This window comes from Rothia nasimurium (genome assembly GCF_035916755.1).
Lineage (GTDB): Bacteria > Actinomycetota > Actinomycetes > Actinomycetales > Micrococcaceae > Rothia.
The window spans coordinates 113,117-135,737 of sequence record NZ_JAYWIX010000008.1 but is presented as its reverse complement, the minus strand read 5'-3'; the positions used below and the strand labels follow the sequence as shown (position 1 = coordinate 135,737).

Genomic DNA, 22,621 nt, shown 5'->3' with positions numbered 1-22,621 from the left:
CACTAAGGAGATGTAAACCTATGCGTAAGAAACTCACTAAAGCTGTTGCCGCTGCAAGCTATGCAGTCCTGGCCCTGTTGCTGACGATGGCACCGGCACATGCTGAAGTTATCCCCGCCCCTAAGAAACTCTGTGACGGTTTGGAAACCGCCCAGGCATGGTCAGCAGGTATTGCAGCCGGTGTTGGAGTCATTGGTTTGATTATCATCGGTGTGAGCATGATGTTCGCGCACCGTAATGAATCAATCAATGTGCCTTTCAAGCAGCTGGGCTATTGGATTGGCGGTGCAATTCTCGTTGCTGGTGCTGGTTCCATCGTCAGCGCGTTCATTAGTGCCTCGCTCAACTGTGGCGCTGCCATCTAAAATAAATCTATTGCGTTATTGGAAGGATAGATAGATGTTAGAAAATACGCCCCATGAAAAAAGCTCCCGCTCTAAGCGCACCATGCTAGCTGTGGGGTTCCTTATGTCGGTTATTCTCATGCTGATAGTCCTTATCATCATGAACCTAGTAGGTGGTAAGGGTAAGGCTGATGAAGCTACTGGAAGTGAGGTTACCACCTCCCAAAGTGCGTCATCTATCAATCCTTCTAGTTCATTTGCATCCTGTTCAGTTGAGTCTGACGGCTCGACTGAACAGGATATGAAAGAACCTGCTGACTTGGTATGGAAGATCAGTAAGAAACGTACCTCGTGGCCCAGCTCAGCTCAGTATGGGCCCGTTGATACTTCGCAGCAGATTGGGCAATGCTTCACTCATACACCTATGGGTGCTGTCCTGGCTGTAGCTAATGTTGTCGGTTCCTTTAGCGACCCGCAATTTAGTGAGGAGCAGCTTGCCTTACTCCTGACTGAACCGCGGCGTGTGAAAGAAGAACCACGCGACGATATGAATAAGGAACCTTCCCACCAAACTGTGGTGGTGGGCTACACCATTGAGCAATACACCGATAGCGCGGCAACTATTGGCTTAGTCTCTGAGGTTATTTCTGATAATTCATTCGATGGGTCAGGGTATTTCATCATGCAATGCACAGTTGAATGGGATGGCAACGACTGGAAATATCCCGTAGGTGGCTGCCCCGCGGAAGGTGTATCCATGATTAAAGAAGGGGAATTCATCTTCTTTACTGAGAAGAAAAAGGACTAAGAACCATGCCTTTGTATGAAGATATTGGTAATGGGGTCAAAGACAAAGTAGCTGATATTGCTATCTACGTTAGTCGGAAAATGGCACAACATGGTGGGGATGTCTCCGAGACAGTTTCTGATGTAGTCTCTGATATTTTGCCTGATCCTATCGAAAAATTAGTTACTTCTAGCTATAACGGCATGTTCAACCTCATGCAACAGTTTATGACCTCGTGGATGGACTATAGCCCGAGTATAAATTTCCAAGGCGATACAATGACCTGGTTAACGGCGCTGACGGCACCGCTTACCGGGTTTTTTGCCATCTTAGGGCTGATTGTTGCTGGTGGTCGGGTTATGTTATTTCAACGTGGCGAAGATATCCGGACAGCAGTGATTGGGCTTGCCCGGGTGGTCGGAGTAGCAGCGGCTGCAACAAGCATTGCAACGATCTTTATACCAGTCTCAGACCTCTTTGCAGGCTGGGTGCTAGAGATGGCTCAACCAAATTTTTCTCTTGATGGGAATTATCCCACCGCAGAAACAGTGGTTGGTGTTTTGGGTGGCTCGACTCTTGCTTTTTCAGGGTTAAATGTCATTCTAATTTTCATCCAGTGGTGCTTGATGATAGTTCGTGCTGTGGCCCTCCCTATCATGGTTGGTTTCTGGACTGTTTCTGAAGCAATAAATATGCTCAAGGGCGACTTGAAGATGACTCCTGTTGCACGGTGGATTATTGCCTTTTTGCTTTTCAAACCTGTGGTTTCTGTTATCTACGGCTTCGCCTTTAAGCTCATGCAAGGATATGACAATTTTGATGGTGTCTTTACTGGTATGGCCATGATTGCTGTTTCCATTTTTGCCTTGCCCTCATTGCTACGAGTTCTAGCACCTGACGCTATGGCATCAGGAGCTTCTGGCGGTGGTAAAGAGCTCATGGCGCTGGTGGGAGCCTTAACAGCTGCCGCAGCGGTCGTTGCTTCCAGTGGAGCAGCTGCGGCAGGAGCAAGTGCAGCTAGTACTGCGGGCGGTGCCGGTGGTGGCGGTGCTGCCGGTGGTGGAGCTGGTGCCAGTGGGGCCGCTGGTGGTGGAGCTGCGGGCGGTGCGTGGCAAGGACCAACCCTAGCTGAATCCGGTTGGGGGCAGGCTGGTGGATCATCATCAGCTCCTGCGGGTGGTGCCGGTGGACCACAAAGTGAAGCTCCACGCCCTGAAAAGACCCTAGGGAACCAGCGCAAAGATACCCCAGGTGTCCAACCTTCAGGTCAGAATACTCACCGAAAAGGTACTGGCGAGTCTCAACCGTCAGTAGACAGGAATGAAGCACCATCGGCCACGCTCGACCAAACCGGTTATACCCCTGAAGATGTCAGCGGTAACGATGCCTCAGATATGGGTTCAATAGGTACCAACACCGAACCCATCACTCCTGCTAACCCTGCTTCTGATTCACAAGCTGAAACTCACAATTATTCTCAGGTTCCTGAAAATAGTACGAGTGCTGATGCCAATTCCGGCCCCTCAGAGCTACCTCTTTCCAACGTGCCTGATAACGGTGCCCAGTTTGATGATGCTCCAGCAGATTCTTCACTTGATTCAGCGCCCCAGGCAACAGCAGGCGAAACCTCAGTTGGAACCCAGCTTGAGGGGGCTTATTCTGACTCGCTTCTAGCAGAGAACCAGAACTTTGGTTCAACCGACTACCAGGATGTAAACCAACATCAGAACTTTAGCGGGTCTGAAGCATCTGAACCAGTTAACAATCTTTACCCGACCACCGGTTCAAATGCCACATTGCCTCATTCCTTGCCTAACCACCGTACCGCTGGCCCCACCAGCGATTACCCACGCCAAAAACAGCCTAGCCAAGCTGGACAGCCTAGCCCCTTACCTGCCGGCAAGATTGCCGAGCTATTTAGGACAGCCCAGTACACTATCCAGTCCATGCCTAAGCTAGAAGACACCTTCTTTGATGAAAGGGGAATACGTTAATGAGCACTCAGCCTCAATACGGTAACCCGATTGCATCAGGACCAACTAAAGTTTTTGGTTGGCTTCCTTTTCGTGTACTTGTGGTAGCCGTTGTCAGCGTCGTTTTTGCGCTCTTCCTAACACTGCTAAAGCTCTTCCTGCTTGCTCTTTTACTCCTATTGGTAGTGTTCTCAAGCCTCCTTATCGGCTTTGTGCCTTTCGGGGACTCTGACCGAACGATTGTGCAACGTATTTTGATGCGTAGGCAACACCGCAAAAGGGCAGCCCGAGGAGAAACAACCTTCTTTAACGCTCATATTTCTGCGCTATCAAAAGAAGACCAACTAACCCTGCCAGGTTTTTTGCACACTATTGAACCCAAAGAGGCATTAGATGGCCAGGGAAACTCTGTAGAGCTCCTACACCATAAGGCCGTCAAAATGGCGACAGTGACCTTGGGCTGCTCACCGGTGGGCGGTTCGTCATTGCCCGAAGACCGGCTTATTAGGCAGGTAGGTCAGTATGGGAATTGGCTCTCTCGGTTATCACGGGAGAATGGATTAGTAGGAGCAATGGTTGTTGTTGACTCCCTACATACATCAGCAGAGCCAATGGCTAATGAAATCACTCAGGCGATCGACCCCTCAGCCCCGGAAGTTTCCCAACAAATCCTGCATCAGACAGTTGGTATGCTGCCAGCTAAGACAACAAGAGTCACCACCTATGTAACACTAGGATGGAAACTTTCTGCATTAGATACTGAGGTTGAAGGTGCTTTTGCCGAGATTTTAGCAAAACTACCCCACCATATCACCGCACTTACTCAGGCGGGCTCAGGGCAAACCTACCCTCTTAACCACGCTGAGTACGGCGATCTAATGTACACCGCCTATAACCCAGCCAGAGTAGCCGAGATTGACCAGGAGCTCTACGGAAAGGTTCCCGCGATCCGTAGCTTTAATAGCTCAGGGCCCACCTACATGAATGGCAATCACAAACGCGTCGTTCTCCATGATGGGGTGGCTTCCATGACTATTTTGATGAGCGTTCCTGACCAATCAAAAATTACTCCCTACACTTACCAAGCGCTTTTTGCCCCGTCACAAAGTTTCTTGCGTAAGAGGGTGGCCATGTTCTACCGTCCTATCCCCGCTTTCAAGCAGCGTTCTAGGATGGATCAGACCTCCCGTGCCGCAAGTACCGAGGCAGGGTCAAAGCAGCGTAATACTTTCTTTGACACGAAGAAGAAAGCAGCTACAAAAAATGCTGAAGCGCAGATGGCTAACGGCGCCACCATCCAGGAATACTGCGTGATGGTTACCGTTACCTTTGAACCTAATCGTAAGGCTCAAAGGGCTGCGGAAAACGAGCTTAAAACTCTCATGGGTGGGATGCGCTGGTCCTATGCTGACTTCGTATCAGAAGCAGCTTTCCATCAGACCCTACCCATTGGCATTTTCCCGTGGGTCTACTCCTCAGCATCGAACTACCTGCTACCTACAATGTTCGATACAGATGCTGGCAGGCCAACCCAAGAAAGCTCTGAAGATGCTCACGTTGAACACGAAAACTAAAGTCAAGAAACAGGGGCCGGTAATCACACCGGCCCCTCGCCGTGGCCGTCATGGACTCCGTGGCCAAGGAGGTGGGGCTTGGCATAGGATTGCCACACCTCGCATGTGGCTAGATACTAACCGTGAACAAGCGGGGTTCTATCCTTTTATCACCGGCACTAACAGCCCCCGACGCGGCGCGCCGATTGGGTACAACCTGCACACCGGCTCTGCTGTAGCTATGGACCACATGAGCCTCTACAGGAGCGGCGCTATTACAGCTCCTAACGCTATGGTTTTTGGGCTGAATGGGTTTGGTAAGTCTTCCATCTCTTTGATGCTCAATGCTTGCCTGAACGCCACTGGTACGCCGTTGATGATTTTTGACCCTATCAAGGGTGAATACGCGGACTATGCACGAGCTGCTGGTGCAGATATTTTTGAGTTAGGAACCGGCCATAGTAAGTCAAAAGTTAACCCTATGGACCGAGGGCCACTTGCGGCTGCCGGTCTGATAATTGGCGGGGAAATAGGAAAGTCGATGTACGAAGATGGCGTAGATAACGTTGTCCGTAACATCAGAGCACTTATCCGTATCAACCGTGGCCGTGACATGACAGTAACCGACGCCGAGTCCATGATTATCAAAATGGGTGTAGAAGCTGTCATGGAGCGGGAAGAGAACCCTAACCTAGGGCATTTGTTAAAATTCTTTGACTCTCCTACCGATGCTGTCGTGTACGCATCGGGACTTGAAGGTGCCGATAAAGCAAAATTCAAGTCTAAGTACAGCCAGCTCTTTGAGTCCGTCTCAGCTTTGGTCCACGGTGAGTTCTCGGACATCTTCTCGGATAAAGGTATCTCTCTTACTCCTGGCAGTCCTGCTGGCATGTGCTTTGACTCTTCAGCTATCCCGAACGCAGATGAAAAGATGATCTCAGCAACCATGATGACCACTTGGCGTCTTGGTATGGATGCAATCGACGCTCATTGGGAACTAGCTCAGCATGAAGCTAGAAAAGCCGCTGAAGCTGCTCAGGAAGGAGAACACTACGAACCCACTATCCGGTGGAACGGCTTTACCTCTTTGATGGATGAATTCTGGCACCCCATTCGCCATGCTGATGGACTAATCCAAGAAGTAGACCGACTTTCGCGTACTAACAGATCCAAAGGCGTCGGCGAATGGAAAGTTACTCACTCTCCTAAAGACTTCCTGATGCTGGCAAACGAGCATGACCGCAAAATTGCCCACTCACTAATTGAAAAATGTGGTTTGTGGGTCATGCTGGCTATGACAGAAGCTGATATGGAAGCCTTGAACTCGATTCGTCGTATTGAGCAGACAGAAATAGATTGGGTGACGTCTTTTATGTCTGGTAACCAGGGGCTAGAAACTCAGGACAGAAAACTATCTCAGCGTTCTTTAGCTGGTAGCCCTCCTGTTGGTGCAGGTAAGGCACTGTGGAAGGTGAGTGACTCACTGGGTATTCCGGTACAGTCGCCTAAACCTAAAATTCTTAGCCAGCTTCACCAAACTGGACAACGGTTCAATATGGGGTAAGCAACCTATCGGGGGTGGACATCAAGCAAGGTGTTCCACCCCTCCTTTTTTATCTATTCCCTTTGCTCTGAAAGGACATTGTAGATGCGAGAAATAGAAAAATTCGCTGTCTTTCTGCTCTTTGGGTTTCCTGTAGCTGGCTTGTACTTTGGCGCTGCTCTGACCCATTACCTAGTTACCGGAGTTTGGCTCTGGAATGTAGTAGACCTCATTCTTCTCTTTGCACAAAGTGAATTAGAGGTAGGGCTTGTACTATACGTTTGCCTAGGTGTGGGAATAGCACTGGGTATCATCTCGTTAATTTGCCTGCTTATCCTTGATGGAAAGTCTACGGGGTCTAAAAAGAAAAAGAACTCTGCCAAAAGCAATCAAGCGAATAGACAGCTAGGCAATTTGGCTAAGTTCTCAGTATCTTTAGAAAAGCCTCGGCTCAAAGATGCACGTACAAATCTCCACCCCTTCGCTGAGAATATTGGGCCTGGGCTTCCTCTGGGAACCGTGAACGGTAAAACCATTTATCAGGGGTGGCGTCAATGCGCTGTCCACATTCATGGGACTGGACGAGGCAAAACTTCATCTCAGGTCGTACCTCACGCATTCGTTGCCCCTGGCCCGCTTCTAGTTACCTCAAACAAACCGGACGGTATCTGGGAAGTAATGAGCCAACGGGTAAAAGTCGGCCGAGTGTGGGTTTTTGACCCCAATAATGTTCTTCAACGACATAGCCCAGAAGATAAATTTGATATTTTGGGAATCGTTTCAGACTCAGAGAAAGCCGAGAAAATCGGTGAAATCTTTGAACAAGCAACTAAAGGCTCAGAACAATCTGGGATGAACCCGAACGCTCACTTTGATAAGCAAGGCGCCAAGGTTCTTGGTCTACTGATGCTCGCTGCCCGTCTTGCTGGAAAGACTGATAACGATGTCTTTTCTTGGGTTATGAAGATGGAGGAAGACGAACCTGCAACTATATTGAGGCAACACGGATTTAACAACCAAGCAGAAATCCTCTTCGGTCTTAAAAAACAACCAGGAGATACGCGGGGGTCAGTTTGGGCTACTGCCCAACGGGCGGTTTCTCCCTTTGAGCATGAGCACTTGCTACAGGCTATCCGCCCCGGGCTGGCTAAAGAAAATGTCTTTGATCCAAGAGCTTTCATTACCAGCACCGATACCTTGATTCTAATTGGGGATAAGAACGCTGGTTCTTCAGCTGCACTGTTATCAGCCTTGGTCTACCAAGTCTTTATTAGTGCTAAAAAAGCCGCTACCCTACAACCGAATGGTCGTCTTCGAGTACCGCTGGTAATGGACCTGGATGAAATGGGAAACGCAGTTTTTCTTCCAGAGCTAGCGGATATGTACACCTATGCTGGTTCTCTAGGAATTATCATCAACACCTATTTTCAGTCAAAAGCTCAGGGCGATATGTCCTTCTCTGCTGACGGCATGAAAAAGCTCATTGGTGGTGCTGCCGTCTTTGTTTACGGCGGGGGTTCTACAGAGCCCTCATTCTTGCTAGATGTGTCAAGACTAGTTGGAACCTATGATAAAGAATTTCAGACCCGTAGCACTTCCTATAATTCTCGCTCAGGGCATGGCCATTCTTCCGGTGTTCAGATCCAGAAACGTGAAATCTTGGATGCCTCAGACCTAGCTAACTTGCCCTTGGGTGAGATTTATATCCGCAATAGTGATGGGGATAGCGGTATCGCTAAGGCACGGTTCTGGTTTAGGGACAAAAAATTGGCAGAGACTGTTCAGCAAGATATGCAACAGCTAAAAGCTCAGGAACAGATAGGGGTATAGCTAGTGGCACAAGAACCATTCAATGGTCAAGGCATAACTGTCGATTTCAGAGACTGGGTATTGTCGTTTCTGGGACGTATTGAACATCCGGCCTCCCAAGGCGGGGCCTTTTGCCCGCAATGGTGGCTCCACCCAGAGGCCGTGTCCAGGTTCAAGGCTCTTTATTGGGAATACTGTAAAGCAGAGTTGGTTGAGGGTGGTCTTTCTTTGTGGTGGGTAAACCATTGGGACCCGCACTCTCGGGCTCTTTTCAATCCTCAGACAGGAGTTTTCCGTAACTGTACGGCTGGCCACCGGTCTGATGATAAGAGAGTTTGTGATGTAGTAACCGCGACTTCGCAGGCCCTCTATGATGAAGAGTTTGAGGATCAGGTTCTCACCAATTATCCATTCTGGATAACCAATATCCGATAAGCTACTACCTAGTTATTTTGGGGGTAGCCCGCACAAAGCATGTGCGGGCTACCCCCTTTTTTCTTTCCTTACAGCGTTCTAGGCTTTTGCGTTACCTGCTGCTGGCGAACCTGCTGCTGGGTCTGTGCTTGTGCAGGGGGCTTCTGTTGCTTGAATACTTGTTGCTGGCGAACCTGCTGCATCCGCATAGAACCAGGGGTCATCTTGGCCCTGAGCATAGCTTCATCTCTACGAGTAGCCTTATTCTTAGCCTGCATAGCATCACTAGCTGTCATTCTCTCAGATACTACCCTTGTATTCGGGTTAGCCTCTCGTGCCTCGACGTAGCTATCGTACGCGCTCAGACGCTGTTGCGTGGCCATATCGGCCTGGCCGTTTGCACGGTCAAGTTTGTGCTGGGCTTGTGCTAGGGCTTCTTCTGCTTCTTGTGCCTTTTGAGCATACTCAGCATAGCGAGCATCCTCGTTAAGCCACACCTTGTCATCCTCAGAAGGTAAATCTGTGCGTCCGTACTTGCTCTCATAGGCGTCTAGAGCAGTGTTGAGTTCGCGCTCTCGTGATGACCTGTTAAAGATGTTCGAGTTCTCTACCCGCTCCTGTGCCTCTTGCACCTGCTGGTAGTCTTTATGGGCGGCAGCTACGAGAGACTGGCTATACCCATCACGGGCAGAGATAGCGCTGTGAGCATCTTGAGATGCGACGTCGCAGGCTTTTTGGGCGTCTAAAGCCTCGGCCTTCTTCTGCTGTTCAGTCTCCCAGCGTTGAGCTAGTTCCTGCCACAGCTTTTCCTGATGTTCTAGTTGCTTTTGTTCTGGGCTATCTGATTTGGTCCGGTGCTGGTTAATGAGGTTTTCGGCGTCGCTCAGCTGTTCCTTATCCGCAATTAGGGTGTCCTTCAGGCGGGCTTCATGGTGGAGCTGTTCCCTGTCCTTGTGTTGTGCTGACAGAACAGATCGTTTGTGCACGTTAACAATTTGGGTCTGCAAGAACTCTCCCCTTTCTCCGTTGCGAAGCTTCTTTGGAATTGCAATCGGTTCACCTGCTGGAATTTTGTATTTTTCACGGAATGACTCAACCTCGGCTGCCACCCTATACCAGTGCCGAGCATTACGGGCCTGGGCAGGCACCTGGCCCAGAGCATCAGCCCAAGCAGGCTTCTCAGCTGCGATCTGATGACCACGCAATTGCACCAGCTCTGCTACCTCACGATGCTGGGCCTTGAGCACGCGCTTGAGCGAGTCCGGGGTGTACTGGTCGTACTGCCAGAAGGAATCAAGGCTATGACCGCTCACGCCCTTCACAATCTGGTCCTTAGCGCCGGTACCGGGAGCCGCTACTTCAGAGATTAAGGTGTCACGAATCTTCTTCTCCCATTGCAGAGAGTTCAGAATCGTAAAGTCTGCACCAGATCGGGGACGTTCACCACGAACAATCTCTTCTACCTCACGCTGAGCAGGTGAGGCCCAGCGACGTCTAGTCACCTCAGCGTCCATGAGCCCCAGGTTCTCTGAGATTTGGGCGTAAGCTCGAGTATCGCCGGTTGATTCAGCCACAGACAGAGCTTTGACTGTATTGACCCTCATTTCTTTCAGATGGGCCGAGGGTACTAGCGCATAGTCACGTTCAATCCAGCGCTTATCTTCAATCTCACGTTCCTTCACCGGCTTGGTGCGCTGCTGTGCGCGGGCAATGAGCTGCTCCAGTTGCTCAGTGGGAATATGAGCCATAGGCCGGGCATACTGGCCGAACCGCTCCTGGGCTGCCTCATTAGCTGCTCGCACTTCTTGAATACGCCAGTGCAGTACCGCTGAAACGTCCTCAGCACCTGCCAAGTCTCTTTGCTGGTAGGCGCGGGTGAAAGTCTCTACTGGATCTAGGCCACTACGGTAGGTATCAGCTAGTTCATGTGCCAGAGCGCCCCAGGCCGGGCTCTGGAAGAAAGCAGAAGCACTCTGAGCACCAATAGCTTCAGTTACCACAGACTTCATAGCCTCTTCTGAAGCATAGAGGGAGAGGTCATCGTACTTTTCCAGGGCCGCTGCCACGTTGCGTTCAGCAGCTCGCTGAGCGCGGGTTTCCTCATGGAAGGAGAGGTTACGGTCAAAGTTGTTGGTAATAGCGCCCAGCACGTCATCACGGGCCTGGCCTTCAGCGGTAGCAACATAAAGCCTGTTGGATTCACGGCCACGAGAAAGCGCCACATAGGCGTTAGCGCGGGAGGTGGAAGCATCGACCACAGGATGTACCGTGTCCACGGTGGAACCCTGGGCACGGTTAATAGTAGAGGCGTAGCCCAGCTGAACGTACTGCTTGACGTAGGAGGAAGGTAGGGTAATGACGCCACCGTGGTTCAGGTGCTTAACCTTGAGATCACCGTCTAAGGTGACTTTTTGGACTTTCCAGAGGTCACCGTTTTTAACGAAGTCTTTACCCTTATTCAGACGTAGTTTGTAGTTATTGTCACGGGTTACAATGATATCGCCCTTGTAGGCGTTAGACCCATCATCAAGCAGGGCTATACGCTTAGCCGACTCTTTGACCTTGCCCGCGTCGATGGCTGCAACCTGAGCATATTCGTTGAGTTTTTTAACGTCCTCGTTGGTGGGGGCAAGCATCAAAGAGTTTTTGCCTGCTGCGGTGTCAGCAGCAAAAGCGGCGTACACATCGGCCAGCATCACATCTTTTTCACCGGCTGTTACACGGCCATTATCGACATACCAACCAAAGGGTTTATCAACACCCACCAGCGGGGGTTCACGCAAGGCAAGGGTAGCTGCCGCTTCTTCGCTGTTCTTGAAGCGGAAGACATCTTCAAGGTAGATAGCCCCAGCCTCAGATTCAATCATCCGCAAGGCACCGCCTGAGCCGATAGCTGACAGCTGCCTGTAATCGCCAATACCGCGTACCACAGCGCCCTGCTCACGAGCCTGATCGACGATCTTTGCCAAATCCAAAGTGGAGGCCATGCCGATTTCATCAACCAGCAGCACGGTCCCCGGCTCAAGGATAATCCGGGGCGCTTTAGGGTTAGTAAACTTAGCAACCGTCATGGCCTGAATATCTAGTTCCTTCTCCATAATGGAGGCCGCAACAGCGGTAGGAGCAAGACCAATCACCTTATGGCCACCAGCTCGGGCTGTATCAACGGCTGCCTTCATAGAGGTAGTTTTACCGGCACCAGCAGGGCCAATACCCACCACCAGCAGGCGTTCATCGGTGACAAATGCACGAGCCATATCTTCCTGAGTAGAAGAGATAAGACCGCCCTCAGCCTTGAGCTGGGCTACCTGCCTCTCAAAGAGATCATGGGTCGCTACGGGTATGACCTTATCGGTGGTAGCAGCCTGAATCAGGGTTCGTTCGGCTTCAAAAATAGCATGAGAAGAAAAGAGCTGGTAGTCAGCTCTGCGGTAAACACTGGTACCATTATTGCGGAGCTTGGCCTCGGGAAGTTCGACTGCTTCACCAAAGTTGTTGATGCTGATGGACTGATTGATAACAGCTGAGACAGCGGCGTCGACGGCGGTCTTATCTAGCCCTGAGCCCTTGGTGACGTCGCGGAAGTATCTGAGGGTTTCAGCCTCAATGTGGTTAATCTTCCAGGTCGAACGGGACTCTTGGAGCCGCCCAATAATGCGCTCTGCATGTGCCATAGCAGGGGTGGCTAAAGCCTGAGCCTTGGCTTCAATAACTTTCTCGGCCTGCTGATTTGATGCTTTTTTGAGGTGCTGATACAGCTTCTCACCGGTGGGTAGTTTCAGCTTTTTCTCTGCAACTTGGTGACGCCACTTTTCGTTAAGTTCGGCCAGGGAATGAGCGCCTTCTTTCTTAGGGCGGGTCGCTAAGGTGGCCTGCTGGCGCAGGGCAATGAGGGCCTTATCGTTGGGGGCGTAGCCGTGCTCTTGGATGTACTTAGCTTTGAGTTCTTCTAGGGTTTTTTTGATGCTAGAGCTACGGGAGGAAAAAGCCTGGATAGTTTCGCTATCGATACCTTCAAGCTCGTAAATCTTGCGGCCTTTGCGCTTTTCACCGGTGAACTCTAGGCCCAGATCAGCGTGGATGTACTCAGCAATCTTAGAGTTATAGAGTTCTGATGCAGCCACGTTGTAGGAGTAAATCATGCGCCCATCAAGGGTGAGCCACTTGCCGTCTTTGCCCTGAACCTTGTTGGCAATAACCAGGTGGTCATGCAAGTTAGGGTCGCCGTTACGGGAGTCGTAGTGACGGAACTTGGTCGCAATGATGCCTGACTGAACGTTCTCCTGGGCAATGCCGTTCTTGCCTCGGCGGGTGTAAACAGCGTTGTTTTCAAGGTAGGTTATAACGTCCTGGATAGCTTTTTCATGCGCCGTTTCGATGCCCTTGCGGAGGGTTTCATCTCCTAGACCCCAGGCGATAGAGACGGACTTTGTGGGGGTAAATACCAGGTCAAAGCCGGTGATAGTTTGCTGTTTTGGCTTGCTCTGCTGGGTGATCCAGCGGCTGAGTTCTTCCTTGGTACGTGGTTCGCGTAGGTGCTCTTTGCGGAAGAGTTCACCGCCTACTCGGTTGCGGATTTCGCGGGTTTCGTCCTTGCTGGGCTGGCGGTCGTTCAGGCGGATAAAGCGTGCTTTTTCCTCGGCCATACGCACCATGAAAGGGGTCTTGACTTTCTCATAGGTGCGGGGTGCCTCGGCGTTTTTACGGGAGGTAACTGAGAGAGTCTTGTTGGCTTCCTGGCGGGCTTTGTTTTGGGCGCGCTTAGTTTCGGCCTGGGTCATGGTGTAGGAGTTGATGAAGTTCTGGCGCAGGGTTTCTAGGTTCTTAGGGTCTCGGTAGGCTTTTTTGTTGGTCTTAGAAAAGTCGTTACCTGCTGCCTTATAAGCCTCAATTTTGAGGCTTATAGCTTTCTGGCTACGCTCTTTAATGAAGGATTTACTGATTTCCTCTTGGGTCTTGCCCTGCTTGATAGCTAGGTGAATTTCCCAAGCTTTCTCAGCGTATTGCAGGCGCTTTTCCTCTAGGGTTGAAGCGTATTTAGCTTCTGCTGCATCTGGCTTTTGGGCTAGTAATTCCGCCAACTCTTCGGTAGTTAGAGGCAACTGCTGGCCGGAAAATAGAGCCTGCATTTGAGCTTCATTGACCCGCCCGAAAAGGCCGATTTTACTAGCGCCGGAGCCTAGCCACTGGCCGGGGGGCATACCTTCAACCGTGTAGTAATCCCCGAGCTCACGATTCTTATCGCGCAAGACATCACCACTAGCGACCTCGCCAGTGTAGTAACGGTAGCCATCGCCTGCCGACAGCTTATGCACGGTCATCATAGGGCTATCATAGCACTTTCTTATTATGAATTACTTATTTTAGAAGTTCCTGATTCATTCAATGCATGAGGTGTGACGAAAAAAATGGGCGCTAGAACAGGGGTTTCGTCTCTGGAGGAGCTTGCGGGGGAAGAGGCAGCAGAAACGTTCTAGTGACCTTTCGTCCGGCATACTTGCCGCGGTTTTGCACACGAGGCCAGCCTGTGTGCAGACCTATCCATAGATGGGGGAGCTTGCGGAGGAATCTGTGGACAGGTCTGTGCATCAGGGCTGAGGTTCTTGTGGGAAAGTTGGGTGCAGGTAAAGTCGGGGGAGCTTGCGGAGGAGACTTTAGCTGTGCACAGCTTTTCCACCAAGTAGCAAACCTAGTGCTGACTCGACAAGCACGCGAGGCACGAGCAATAATGCTTGAGTCAGCACGTTAGGTTTGCGTATCCGTGCCGATTGTGTAAAACCGTACGCCGGGCCTTGCCCGGCGCACGAAGTGCCCCCGTGACCGTTAGGTGGTTACGGGGGCACTTGCCTTTCTGCTTAGCTGGTCATATCCGCCAGATACTCAAAAACTCCGGCGCTGGTCATGAGCAGGTGATAGCGCACTTCTTCAGGAAGATACTTGGGAATGTCCTGCCCGCCCTTATCGCGCACCAACTCAAATGAGCACCAGCCCCGCATTTTGGTGGGCTTCTTCCAATTCACAAAGCAAGTCACCAGGTGAACATACTTCTTAGGAATGTAAATACAGATTCCCTGTGATAGCTGATGTGCTTCATGCTCGGTCGGCTCAGTCTCCAGGTAGTATACAATTTCTGCCCCGGTGCCTTCCTCGTCAAACATCAGACGGGTCATGAGCTTATCGATGCTTGCTGAAGTTGTCATGATGATGTTAGTCTTTCTGTGATGGGTCTTAGGTGATTGGTAACGTTTTCTTTCGTGCCTAAGACTTGTTGGGTGGCCTGGATGCCTTGCGCGTCCAGGCCATTGCTTTACTGGATAACTAGGTTTAGGCGTAGTTTGAGTAGTAGAGCTTTTGCCCCTCATAGGGCCAAGCGTCTGCCACTGCGTTCACCGAAAAGAACGGTGACTCTCCGCCCTTGAGCTTGCGCCTGAGAACCTTATCTGAAACAAAACTGTCCTTAGCTGGCTCAGTGTGCCCGCTCCACCAATCACCGGAATTTGCTCCGCTAATCTCGCGTACCCACACAGTTTTCTCGGTTGCTCTGATGACCTGGTAGAACTCGACATTAGTCTGTTCATATCCCCAAGAGGTGTAAAAAATATCGCCAGGCTGAACCATGATGTTCTCCATTCGCTAGGTGAGAGGGGCGGGTCAGATGTGTGGCTGGGAGCCCGCCCTGTGCCGGTTGGCGAAGCAAAGAGAACTGAGCCGTCAAAGAAAAAATGGCAACCCTTTAGGGCGGTGGGGCACCACTTTTTCTGAGGAAATAAGCGTAGCGCCGAAGAAAAAGGGGATAACCACCGCTGCGAGCTTGCGAGCAGTTGCATTTTTTCTTGGCTCAGTATCTTTGTCGTAGGCAACCGGCACCTCCTATCACCGCGATCAGTAGCGGCCTCGCAAATAGAACTTAAGTTTTGGCTGGAAGTAAGCCGCTACTGATCCTGCGGTGAAGCTAGCAGAGCCAGCGGCGCGGCAGCGACGATGCCCTTTTCTTACGCCTAAAAATCAGCAAACTCTGTTAAAGAAGAAGGCTCTCAGGTAGTCTAGAAGCAAGAAAACTTCACCACCCTATGAGGAGGAAATATGGCAGGCCGTAAAAGTAGCACAGCCATTAATGCACAGAAGAAGGCAGCAGAAGCTGCTCTAAAGTTTCAGCAACAACAGGATCGCTTGTTGGAACTTGCAGCTGAGTTTTTCTCTATTCCTGAGAAGAACGGTGTTAGTGATCTGGAGAAGCAGATTGAGGATTTAGAAGTAAAAATTCAGCAACTGCGCGAAAAGATTAATCAGCAACAGGAAAGCTCGCAGCTGAAGCAGGCATCTGTGGCCTCACGAATGAAGGCTGAGGGTATTGCTGTGGGTGAGATTGCTCAGCGTTTGGCGATGTCTTCCTCTGAAGCGCGTAGGCTTCTGAAGATAGCTCCCCAGCAAAGTGAAGAATCTTCTACGAATGACAGCGAAGATTCTCCTTCAGATACTGCGGTATAGATAGAAAGAATGGTGGCTCTACCCAGTGAGGGTAGAGCCACCATTCGTTCTAGAAGAGGGATAGTTGTTCTGCCGGTATGCCTTTCATGAGTTCATCAACGGCTTGCTGCTTGTAGCCGTCCTTAAGGGTAATTTCGCGCAGGGTGCGTGCAGCTTCCGCTCGGTCAGTTTTTGATTTGGTAGGCCTGCCTTGGAAGTTGGATCGGCCTCTTCTAGAGCGGTCGCTCATGTTTTCTGCCCTGGTTCCAGCGGTTAAGTGTGTGTCACTATGTTCTGTCGCTTTGACGCATAAAGTGTTATCACAGCGGTGCAGGGCGTGCAGATCAGTGAGATTATCATGTGCGAGGGAGAGCGCGTAGCGGTGAGCACGCATGGGGGCATCCTTGCCAGTATTGGAGTCTTTACGCCAGAAGATTCCGTAGCCATCATCGCTGATAGCACCTGTCCAAATCCAACAGGATTCTGGTGCAGGTCCTTTGACAACATGACTGAAAAATCGCTGCTGCTCTTTGCTCATGACTCTACCCTATCTTCTTCATCAGGCGTTTAAAAGATTATTGGCCGGTGTATCTAGTAGATACACCGGCCAATAGCTGGTTGCTTTAAGTTGCTACGGGCCCTTAGCTAGGAACTACGCAGCCTGGAGCTGCTGAATCCTAGATTTTGACACTTCTAGAAGTGCAGCAGTATCAGCCAGAGACACCCCTTCGCTGCGAAGCTGCGCGACGACTGCCCGAACCTTTTGAGCGGCTTCTTCCTCAGCCTTTCGGGCAGCAGCCTGCGCTTCACGTGCCTGACGAAGCTCTTCCTCGACATCTGCATATACAAGATGAACAACAAGGTCACTATGGTCAAGTTCAGGCTCTAGGGTATCGAAGTAGTCACGTACCTGCTGCTGGGCTTTAGCAAGAGAGCGCACCTGAGTAGCCTTATCTTCATCGATAATGAGTTCCCAGCCATGTGCCCAGCGATTGGCTGTAACGGTAATTTTTTTAGTCATTGGCTTCTTCCTTCTCGGCGATAGCTTTGAGAGCGTTTCTGGTGACGGCCGGTGATAGCTCTCTGGTTTGAGTAAGAATTACAGGACGTTTAATCCCTGGATAGGTCCACTTTTCATGGTCCCCTTTGCCTTCAGAGCGAATGAATCCTGCCTCCTTGAGCTTGGTGGCAAGGTCTTTGTACTTCATTGGTTTAACCATAATTCTAGTATACCCCCTCTATACTTAAAAGTATAGAGGGGGTATACTTTTTACTAGGATTCTGATGCGGATTACACCAAAGACCCTCTGCAACCATAGTTTAGAAGGTAAAAGAAGAACGCCCCCCCTGCCCCAAAATGGGATTATGCCTAGACCCAGGCCCTAATCCTGCCCCTTATGCTGTGTGTGCCTTGACGTACTCTGCAACCGCCAAACGCACAATCTCAGATTCTTTCTTACCTTGGCGTGCAGCTAGAAGGGCGATGCTGTCCTTAAGCTGCTGAGGTACCCGCGCACGGATAGAAGGGGAGACTCCCCGTTCTTTCCCCACATGAGGGCGACCAGGGGCAAACATTGCCAGAGCTTCCTCTTCACTGGATGCGCTAGTAGCTGCAAGAATCAGCTCAAGAGCCCCAGCGTTATCTCGACGGATGGTGTTGGGGTCCACTTCAACTTCGCCCGCCTCGATAGCTCGTGAGTAGTTTTCGTAGTATTCGTTAGTTCCGTAGGTCATCGGGGCTTTCTTTTCTAGAGGTACTTTCTATTTTTTGGACTCAGGGGCATAACATAGAAGATTTTGAAACCGCGCGGTGGAATCACCTCGGCGATCACTTCGATGTATCGGTCTGTTTGACCGTGTGGATGCCCGATGTACAGGGTGGCAGCCTTGAATCCATCTCTACCAGGAATGTCTACCGCCACTTCATGATGGAGAACTGCATAGAGTGCATCTTGATGCGGGATGCGATGTTTGCTTGCGTTAGGAGTAAATTCAACTGCCATACCTATATTGCAGCCGAATAAACGACTACAATAAATAGCCGCACAGAAATTGAGTCAAAAATGTTCGTTGACAAGTTATGACTCACTCAGGTTTCGACTCAGACTTCTGACGCAAGAAAGAGGGATTCCCACTCTCTCGGGACGCCGGTAGACTAGGTTGCGTCAAAAACGTTCGTATATGAATCGAGGAAAACTCATGTCAATCTTTATCACCCTAGGTGACTTCTTCTACAAAATCGGAGGCAAGAATCCTGGAGAGCATGAATCATACGAGCAGACTCAACCCCTCACCCCAGCAGAAATGGAACCTATCCAGGCAGTTGCCAACAACTCGACACCTGACCAGTACCGCTCCTTTACTGAGATTGGACGTCAGGTGGCAAAGGCTCTGAACTACCAGCTCGATATTTACAGTGGAGAAGTCTTTACAGGCGACAAGAAGCTTGTTGCTCCCAACCTAGAGATGCTTGCAATGGCCATGGTGGACTTAGGATGGATTCAAAATAACGCCACGACGGCTTCACCCTTCATTGATTGGGGGACCGTGGGTCTCAACGATGAAGACGCCGCGACCAGCGCCCTCAAGAAGAAGATCAAGTCTTACGGCAACACCTACTGGCAACACCTAACGAGCAACCACATTATCTGATGAAGAGCAGCGCTGCGCCTTATCGACAACGGCATGAGTGAGAACCAAGTAGCTGCCACGCTAGGGGTCTCGCGTTCTACTATCACTCGTCTCAAGGCAAAGAACCGCAGCAGCTAGGAACCTAATGTGCGCTCCAGGTAGGGGCCAACAGTCCTATTGAGCAACACCCAGACCTTCCTTCGTTGCCCTTCACTAAGCTCATTACGCCGATTGAACATCTTGACCAAGAACTGATAATCAACATCAGGGTTGCCATCATTATATGAATTAGGGTCAAAGCAACCCTCCTCATATAGCTGCTTCAGCACGGCTCTTGAGATGGCTCCACCGTTGAGCCTCAAGGATCCAGTTTCCCTGTACTCTGCAAGGACCTCATACATCTGCCTAGCAACGCTAACTTGCTGGTCAAGGTCTTTGCGCCCGAACAGCTCAATGCAGCTAGAGCCGATGGGATAGAGCTTGGCCCCGGTCTCACGGTTACGGATAGTGAAGAGATACCTCAACCCCTCTTTGCCACAAACACAGCTTTGCAAGCAATCAGGGTCAATATCCCGGTCTACCAAATCCCATTCGTGCCGGGCTGCCTCGAAATTATCAGCACGGGATAGGGCGACTACTTCCTTCGGTAAGTTCCAGCTACTCATAGTTTCATCATAGGCATAAAAGAAGACGCCGCCCTGCTTCCAAGAAACAGGGCGGCATTCCTGCCATCATCTCACCACAAGATTCAGGCAGATGTAGGCATTAGCCCCTCTCCCCCGGCGTCAAGAGAGCCCCTCATGCAAGAAAGGGTTTGAAAACACCAGGGAATCAGAGTAAGTGCCATGATTTTACTAGCGCCTAAAGCGCCAGCACCCATTGTACGGGATAATTCAATCTTTCCCCCAGGTGTCATACCCCCGGTGGTCTCTCACCTGATATGAGGGAGCGAACAAGGTAAACGATGAAACTTATAGCTAGGCCCCAGAGGATGCAATATCCAATAGCTTGGCGTATCTGGGGGGAACCGCCCCAGTACAGGAATCGTGGCCGCAGGAATCCCCACGAACAGTCCCATCATCTAGATGACCCGGTGGACTGCCCGCACGAACTCCCAGAGCCGGTATCTCAGTGGTGGTTTCCTGTACTGGGGCGGGTAGCGATTCATAGCAACTTAAACCTCTTTGACGATGGGAACATCGTTGCCGAACTCTTCTTCCAAGGCAGTGAAGAAATAACGCTCCATGAGCTTTGCCTTGGAGATGTCCAGTTTCTCTGCCGCGTAGTTCATCAGCTCTTTTTGGCTTTCAGTGGCCTGGATAGTGTAGATGCCGCGTTTGAGGCTGGCTTTAGCTCGAGCTTTGACCCGATCTTTGGTATCAGCAGGCATCTCTACCGCCTGGGCCTTAACAACCTTCTTGATAGCTGCTGGCGTCTCTTCCTGTTTCCAGCTGGCGTCTTTTTCTGCCGCCTCGATGAAGTCATCTGCGGTTTTCTCCGTGCTACGTTTGCGAACCATTTATGCCTCTTTCAGGGTCAAGATTTCTTGGGCCAGCAGCTGAATTTCAGCCTTAGCTTTGGCGTCCTTGGACTCCACCACCGAGAGGCCTTCGCTTATGGACGCCTGATAGGCCTTGCGGTGATAAATAACCACATCGGCTATCTCAGCTTCGATACCTTGGGGGAAGTCTTCTAGGTAGTCTCGTGCTTCTTGGATCTCGTCGCTCAAAGCATGAGTTGAAGCCTTGGAGAGAACAATCAGAGTCTTGAGCGATTCGTTGAAGTCTCGCGCGGTATCGATGGTGTCAGCCAGGTCAAGCGTGGAGTCCAAGTCAGCCTGTGAGGTTCCGGTGGGCACCAGCAGAATGTCGGCTGCGATCATAGCTGAGCGAGTCTCCTTGGAATCCTTACCCGCCGTGTCGATGATGACGATATCGTTCTGCTCGTCCATCTCTTTGAGAGTGGCTGAGAGCTTGCCTTCTTTGCGGGTGGTGATAACCGGGGCATGGCCCAGCTCTTCTCGGTCGTCTGCCCAGCGGGAAGCAGTACGCACTGACGGATCGGTCTCCAAGACGTGAACTTTTTTACCGAGCTGCTGAAAAGCTACGGCTAGATTGACAGCGAGAGTGGACTTGCCAACCCCGCCTTTGTGGTGAGCAATTAGTAAAATCATGGCTCCATCCTAACAGCTAATAGAACACAACACAATAGAACAAAACAATTTTGTTTTGTTGTGTTCTGTTCAATGGTGAACAGTAGTGGTTTACAGGCTAACTGGGGTAGTTTCAATAATGAGGTTGTCGGCGTAGCGGAACTGAAACTCTCCCCCAACGTCCTCAACAGAGGGGCCTGAGCAAGTCATTAGGTCGATAGCCTTCTTCCCCGTCGCACGGAATATCCGGGCCTCAATATCTCGCTGCTCCCGTAACTGTTCAGCTAGGGCTGTGTCACTTGGGTTTGCCACTGATTTAGCTTCTAACTCTGGGTCAAATTGCGGAGCCACAATCACGCTAGTGACCTGCGAGATAACTAAGGTCCCATCCTCTGCCTTGGTATAAATCAGATCGCAGGCTTGGAGCTTATGCAGGTTGCCCCAGGCAGTAAGCTCACCACCTTGAGGGCTTTTGACTCCCGGCTGTAAATCAACATGCCCGACCAACAAGGACGCCCCTTCGGGGGATTCGACAGCTTCTGAAGCAGCGTAAATGATTCCATCATCACTGATGGACTCAGCGGGCAGATAATTACTCGGGCTAAAGCTGGCTCCAGCCTCTAGTGCTGGCGCGTACCAGCTGCCCGGGGCTATGTCTACATCCTGCGGTAGTTGCTCTGGGGGTGGGCATTGGTAGTCCATGAACTCACGATCAGGTGATGGCGCGTGGGCAACCTCTTGCGTGACATTTGGAGCCGATTCCTGCTGTACCTGTGTGAGCATGAGGCCTCCGCCTGCTGCTCCTAGCGTCAGGGCAGTGCCAGTAAGTAGAAGCGCCTGATGTTTTTTCATGGACTCTAGCCTTTATGTCTTCGGTGTATTGAGGAGAAGTAGCGGGGGTGCTCTCGCGGACGAAAACACCCCCGCTTTTTCTAGCTTCCTAGGAAGTAGTGATAGTCGCCTGACGACGGTGGAGGATGATTCCTGCTGCGACCAGAGTGACTCCTAGAACACCTGCGATACCTAGAAGAGGCGCTGCTGCGCTCTTTCGACTTGGGGCGGAGGCAGCTTCGATAGATGCTGCGCCGCCTGCCTTGAAGGTGGTTGCAGGTACCTTACGCTCGGTAGTTTTCTTCTCGCCGGTAGCAGGGTTAGTCACAGTCTGGGTGACGGTAGTCTGTCCTTCTGCTGGGTTAACCACAAATTCAGTGGTGACTTGCTCTCCTGCTGCGGTGACTTCTTCAGTTACCACGATAGTTTCGCCGGTTTCTGTGGTCTGCTCCTGCGTAACGGTGCCAGTGAGCAAAATGTTCTGCTCGGCGTCCACCTGAACCGGAACAGCTTCAGCACTGGCTTCAGGTGCTGCCTCTTCGGCAAGGGCACTTGACGTCGGTGCGATGGTTTCTACCGGCACCGGGGCATTGTCAGACTCGCTGGGATCAGCTGAAGGTTCGACAGTTGCATCGGCAGTTGGTTCAGCGGTGGGCTCTGCGGTTGCAGTTTCACTCTCAACCGGTTCGGGGGTGGGTTCTGCTGGTTCACTGGGCTGTTCTGAGGGCTCAGGGCTAGGTACCGGCACAACCTCGATAGGCTCTGGGGTCTCCGGTAGGTCTGTGGGCTCTGGTGAGGGTTCTTCCGGGGCACTGGGAGCCGGGGTAGGCTCCGCATCGTCAGAAGGGCTAGGGGTTGGCACCGGAACAACCTCGATAGGCTCAGGGGTTTCGTCGCTATCTGATGGCTGGGTAGCCTCATGGGTGTCTTCGGTGGGTTCTTCCCCGGACATCGGGGTGCTGGTGGTCTCTGAGGCCTGGGCTAGGGTAGCTAGCTGACTGGCACCAGCTGAAGAGGGAAGCTGAGCTTCATCAGCAAAAGCTACAGGGCTCAGGACGAGCAGGCCGGTTGCAGCCAGGGCAGCGGCGGTGCTGGTGGTATGAGGGATGTTTTTCAT

At 51.2% G+C, this 22,621-nt stretch carries 23 protein-coding genes; 10 read left to right on the top strand and 13 right to left on the bottom strand.

Annotation, left to right across the window (positions count from 1 at the left end):
• Nucleotides 1-20 precede the first annotated feature (20 nt).
• The 7 genes from VSX42_RS09965 (at nt 21) to VSX42_RS11000 (ending at nt 8,444) form a co-directional block, all read left to right on the top strand.
• The gene (locus tag VSX42_RS09965) at nt 21-365 is read left to right on the top strand and encodes a TrbC/VirB2 family protein (protein ID WP_326504135.1); all 345 of its coding nucleotides are present in this window, start codon (nt 21-23) and stop codon (nt 363-365) included.
• A gap of 34 nt (nt 366-399) precedes the next feature.
• The gene (locus VSX42_RS09960; RefSeq protein WP_326504134.1) at nt 400-1,152 is read left to right on the top strand and encodes a hypothetical protein; all 753 of its coding nucleotides are present in this window, start codon (nt 400-402) and stop codon (nt 1,150-1,152) included.
• 5 nt (nt 1,153-1,157) lie between these two features.
• Nucleotides 1,158-3,125: a hypothetical protein gene (locus VSX42_RS09955; RefSeq protein WP_326504133.1), complete on the top strand. Its 1,968-nt coding sequence runs from the start codon at nt 1,158-1,160 to the stop codon at nt 3,123-3,125.
• Nucleotides 3,125-4,678 carry an SCO6880 family protein gene (locus VSX42_RS09950; protein WP_326504132.1) on the top strand — a complete coding sequence of 518 codons (1,554 nt, stop codon included), beginning with the start codon at nt 3,125-3,127 and terminating at the stop codon, nt 4,676-4,678. The genes VSX42_RS09955 and VSX42_RS09950 overlap by 1 nt, the downstream gene beginning before the upstream one ends.
• A 229-nt stretch (nt 4,679-4,907) precedes the next feature.
• Nucleotides 4,908-6,221: a hypothetical protein gene (locus VSX42_RS09945; RefSeq protein WP_326504131.1), complete on the top strand. Its 1,314-nt coding sequence runs from the start codon at nt 4,908-4,910 to the stop codon at nt 6,219-6,221.
• Nucleotides 6,222-6,305: 84 nt separating this feature from the next.
• The gene (locus VSX42_RS09940) at nt 6,306-8,030 is read left to right on the top strand and encodes a type IV secretory system conjugative DNA transfer family protein (RefSeq protein WP_326504130.1); all 1,725 of its coding nucleotides are present in this window, start codon (nt 6,306-6,308) and stop codon (nt 8,028-8,030) included.
• Nucleotides 8,031-8,033: 3 nt separating this feature from the next.
• Nucleotides 8,034-8,444, top strand: coding sequence for a DUF4913 domain-containing protein (locus VSX42_RS11000; RefSeq protein WP_418950790.1), 411 nt, complete (start codon nt 8,034-8,036; stop codon nt 8,442-8,444).
• 68 nt (nt 8,445-8,512) lie between these two features.
• Here VSX42_RS11000 and mobF read toward each other — a convergent pair whose 3' ends face one another.
• The 3 genes from mobF to VSX42_RS09925 all read right to left on the bottom strand — a co-directional run bounded on the left by mobF (nt 8,513) and on the right by VSX42_RS09925 (nt 15,041).
• On the bottom strand, nt 8,513-13,747 hold the full coding sequence (gene mobF, locus VSX42_RS09935) for a MobF family relaxase (protein ID WP_326504129.1): 5,235 nt from the start codon (nt 13,745-13,747) through the stop codon (nt 8,513-8,515).
• 531 nt (nt 13,748-14,278) lie between these two features.
• The gene (locus VSX42_RS09930) at nt 14,279-14,623 is read right to left on the bottom strand and encodes a hypothetical protein (RefSeq protein WP_326504128.1); all 345 of its coding nucleotides are present in this window, start codon (nt 14,621-14,623) and stop codon (nt 14,279-14,281) included.
• A 124-nt stretch (nt 14,624-14,747) separates the two neighbouring features.
• A complete protein-coding gene (locus VSX42_RS09925; protein ID WP_326504127.1) occupies nt 14,748-15,041 on the bottom strand; it encodes a hypothetical protein in 294 nt (97 codons plus the stop codon).
• 465 nt (nt 15,042-15,506) lie between these two features.
• Between VSX42_RS09925 and VSX42_RS09920 the strand changes: the two genes are divergently transcribed.
• Nucleotides 15,507-15,911: a hypothetical protein gene (locus VSX42_RS09920; protein ID WP_326504126.1), complete on the top strand. Its 405-nt coding sequence runs from the start codon at nt 15,507-15,509 to the stop codon at nt 15,909-15,911.
• Nucleotides 15,912-15,960: 49 nt separating this feature from the next.
• Here VSX42_RS09920 and VSX42_RS09915 read toward each other — a convergent pair whose 3' ends face one another.
• From VSX42_RS09915 to VSX42_RS09895, 5 genes are all read right to left on the bottom strand, one after another.
• A complete protein-coding gene (locus tag VSX42_RS09915; RefSeq protein WP_326504125.1) occupies nt 15,961-16,428 on the bottom strand; it encodes a hypothetical protein in 468 nt (155 codons plus the stop codon).
• A 114-nt stretch (nt 16,429-16,542) separates the two neighbouring features.
• Nucleotides 16,543-16,911, bottom strand: coding sequence for an antitoxin HicB (locus tag VSX42_RS09910; RefSeq protein ID WP_326504124.1), 369 nt, complete (start codon nt 16,909-16,911; stop codon nt 16,543-16,545).
• Nucleotides 16,904-17,098 carry a type II toxin-antitoxin system HicA family toxin gene (locus VSX42_RS09905; RefSeq protein WP_326504123.1) on the bottom strand — a complete coding sequence of 65 codons (195 nt, stop codon included), beginning with the start codon at nt 17,096-17,098 and terminating at the stop codon, nt 16,904-16,906. The genes VSX42_RS09910 and VSX42_RS09905 overlap by 8 nt, the downstream gene beginning before the upstream one ends.
• Nucleotides 17,099-17,285: 187 nt before the next feature.
• Nucleotides 17,286-17,624: a ribbon-helix-helix protein, CopG family gene (locus tag VSX42_RS09900; protein WP_326504122.1), complete on the bottom strand. Its 339-nt coding sequence runs from the start codon at nt 17,622-17,624 to the stop codon at nt 17,286-17,288.
• A gap of 14 nt (nt 17,625-17,638) precedes the next feature.
• On the bottom strand, nt 17,639-17,893 hold the full coding sequence (locus tag VSX42_RS09895) for a hypothetical protein (protein WP_326504121.1): 255 nt from the start codon (nt 17,891-17,893) through the stop codon (nt 17,639-17,641).
• 196 nt (nt 17,894-18,089) lie between these two features.
• On the opposite strand from VSX42_RS09895, the gene VSX42_RS09890 reads away from it, so the two are divergent.
• Together VSX42_RS09890 and VSX42_RS10995 are read left to right on the top strand one after the other, a co-directional pair.
• A complete protein-coding gene (locus VSX42_RS09890) occupies nt 18,090-18,542 on the top strand; it encodes a hypothetical protein (RefSeq protein ID WP_326504120.1) in 453 nt (150 codons plus the stop codon).
• A 12-nt stretch (nt 18,543-18,554) separates the two neighbouring features.
• Nucleotides 18,555-18,659, top strand: a complete 105-nt coding sequence (locus VSX42_RS10995; protein ID WP_418950797.1) for a helix-turn-helix domain-containing protein — start codon at nt 18,555-18,557, stop codon at nt 18,657-18,659.
• Here the strand turns inward: VSX42_RS10995 and VSX42_RS09885 are convergent.
• From VSX42_RS09885 to VSX42_RS09865, 5 genes are all read right to left on the bottom strand, one after another.
• Entirely contained in the window at nt 18,656-19,186 is a 531-nt protein-coding gene (locus VSX42_RS09885; RefSeq protein WP_326504119.1) for a hypothetical protein, read from the bottom strand. The genes VSX42_RS10995 and VSX42_RS09885 overlap by 4 nt on opposite strands.
• Before the next feature lie 509 nt (nt 19,187-19,695).
• The gene (locus VSX42_RS09880) at nt 19,696-20,040 is read right to left on the bottom strand and encodes a hypothetical protein (RefSeq protein ID WP_326504118.1); all 345 of its coding nucleotides are present in this window, start codon (nt 20,038-20,040) and stop codon (nt 19,696-19,698) included.
• Nucleotides 20,041-20,694, bottom strand: coding sequence for a ParA family protein (locus tag VSX42_RS09875; RefSeq protein WP_326504117.1), 654 nt, complete (start codon nt 20,692-20,694; stop codon nt 20,041-20,043).
• Nucleotides 20,695-20,784: 90 nt separating this feature from the next.
• Complete coding sequence (locus tag VSX42_RS09870; protein WP_326504116.1) at nt 20,785-21,525, bottom strand: hypothetical protein; 741 nt, start codon at nt 21,523-21,525, stop codon at nt 20,785-20,787.
• 88 nt (nt 21,526-21,613) lie between these two features.
• On the bottom strand, nt 21,614-22,621 hold the full coding sequence (locus VSX42_RS09865; protein ID WP_326504115.1) for a hypothetical protein: 1,008 nt from the start codon (nt 22,619-22,621) through the stop codon (nt 21,614-21,616).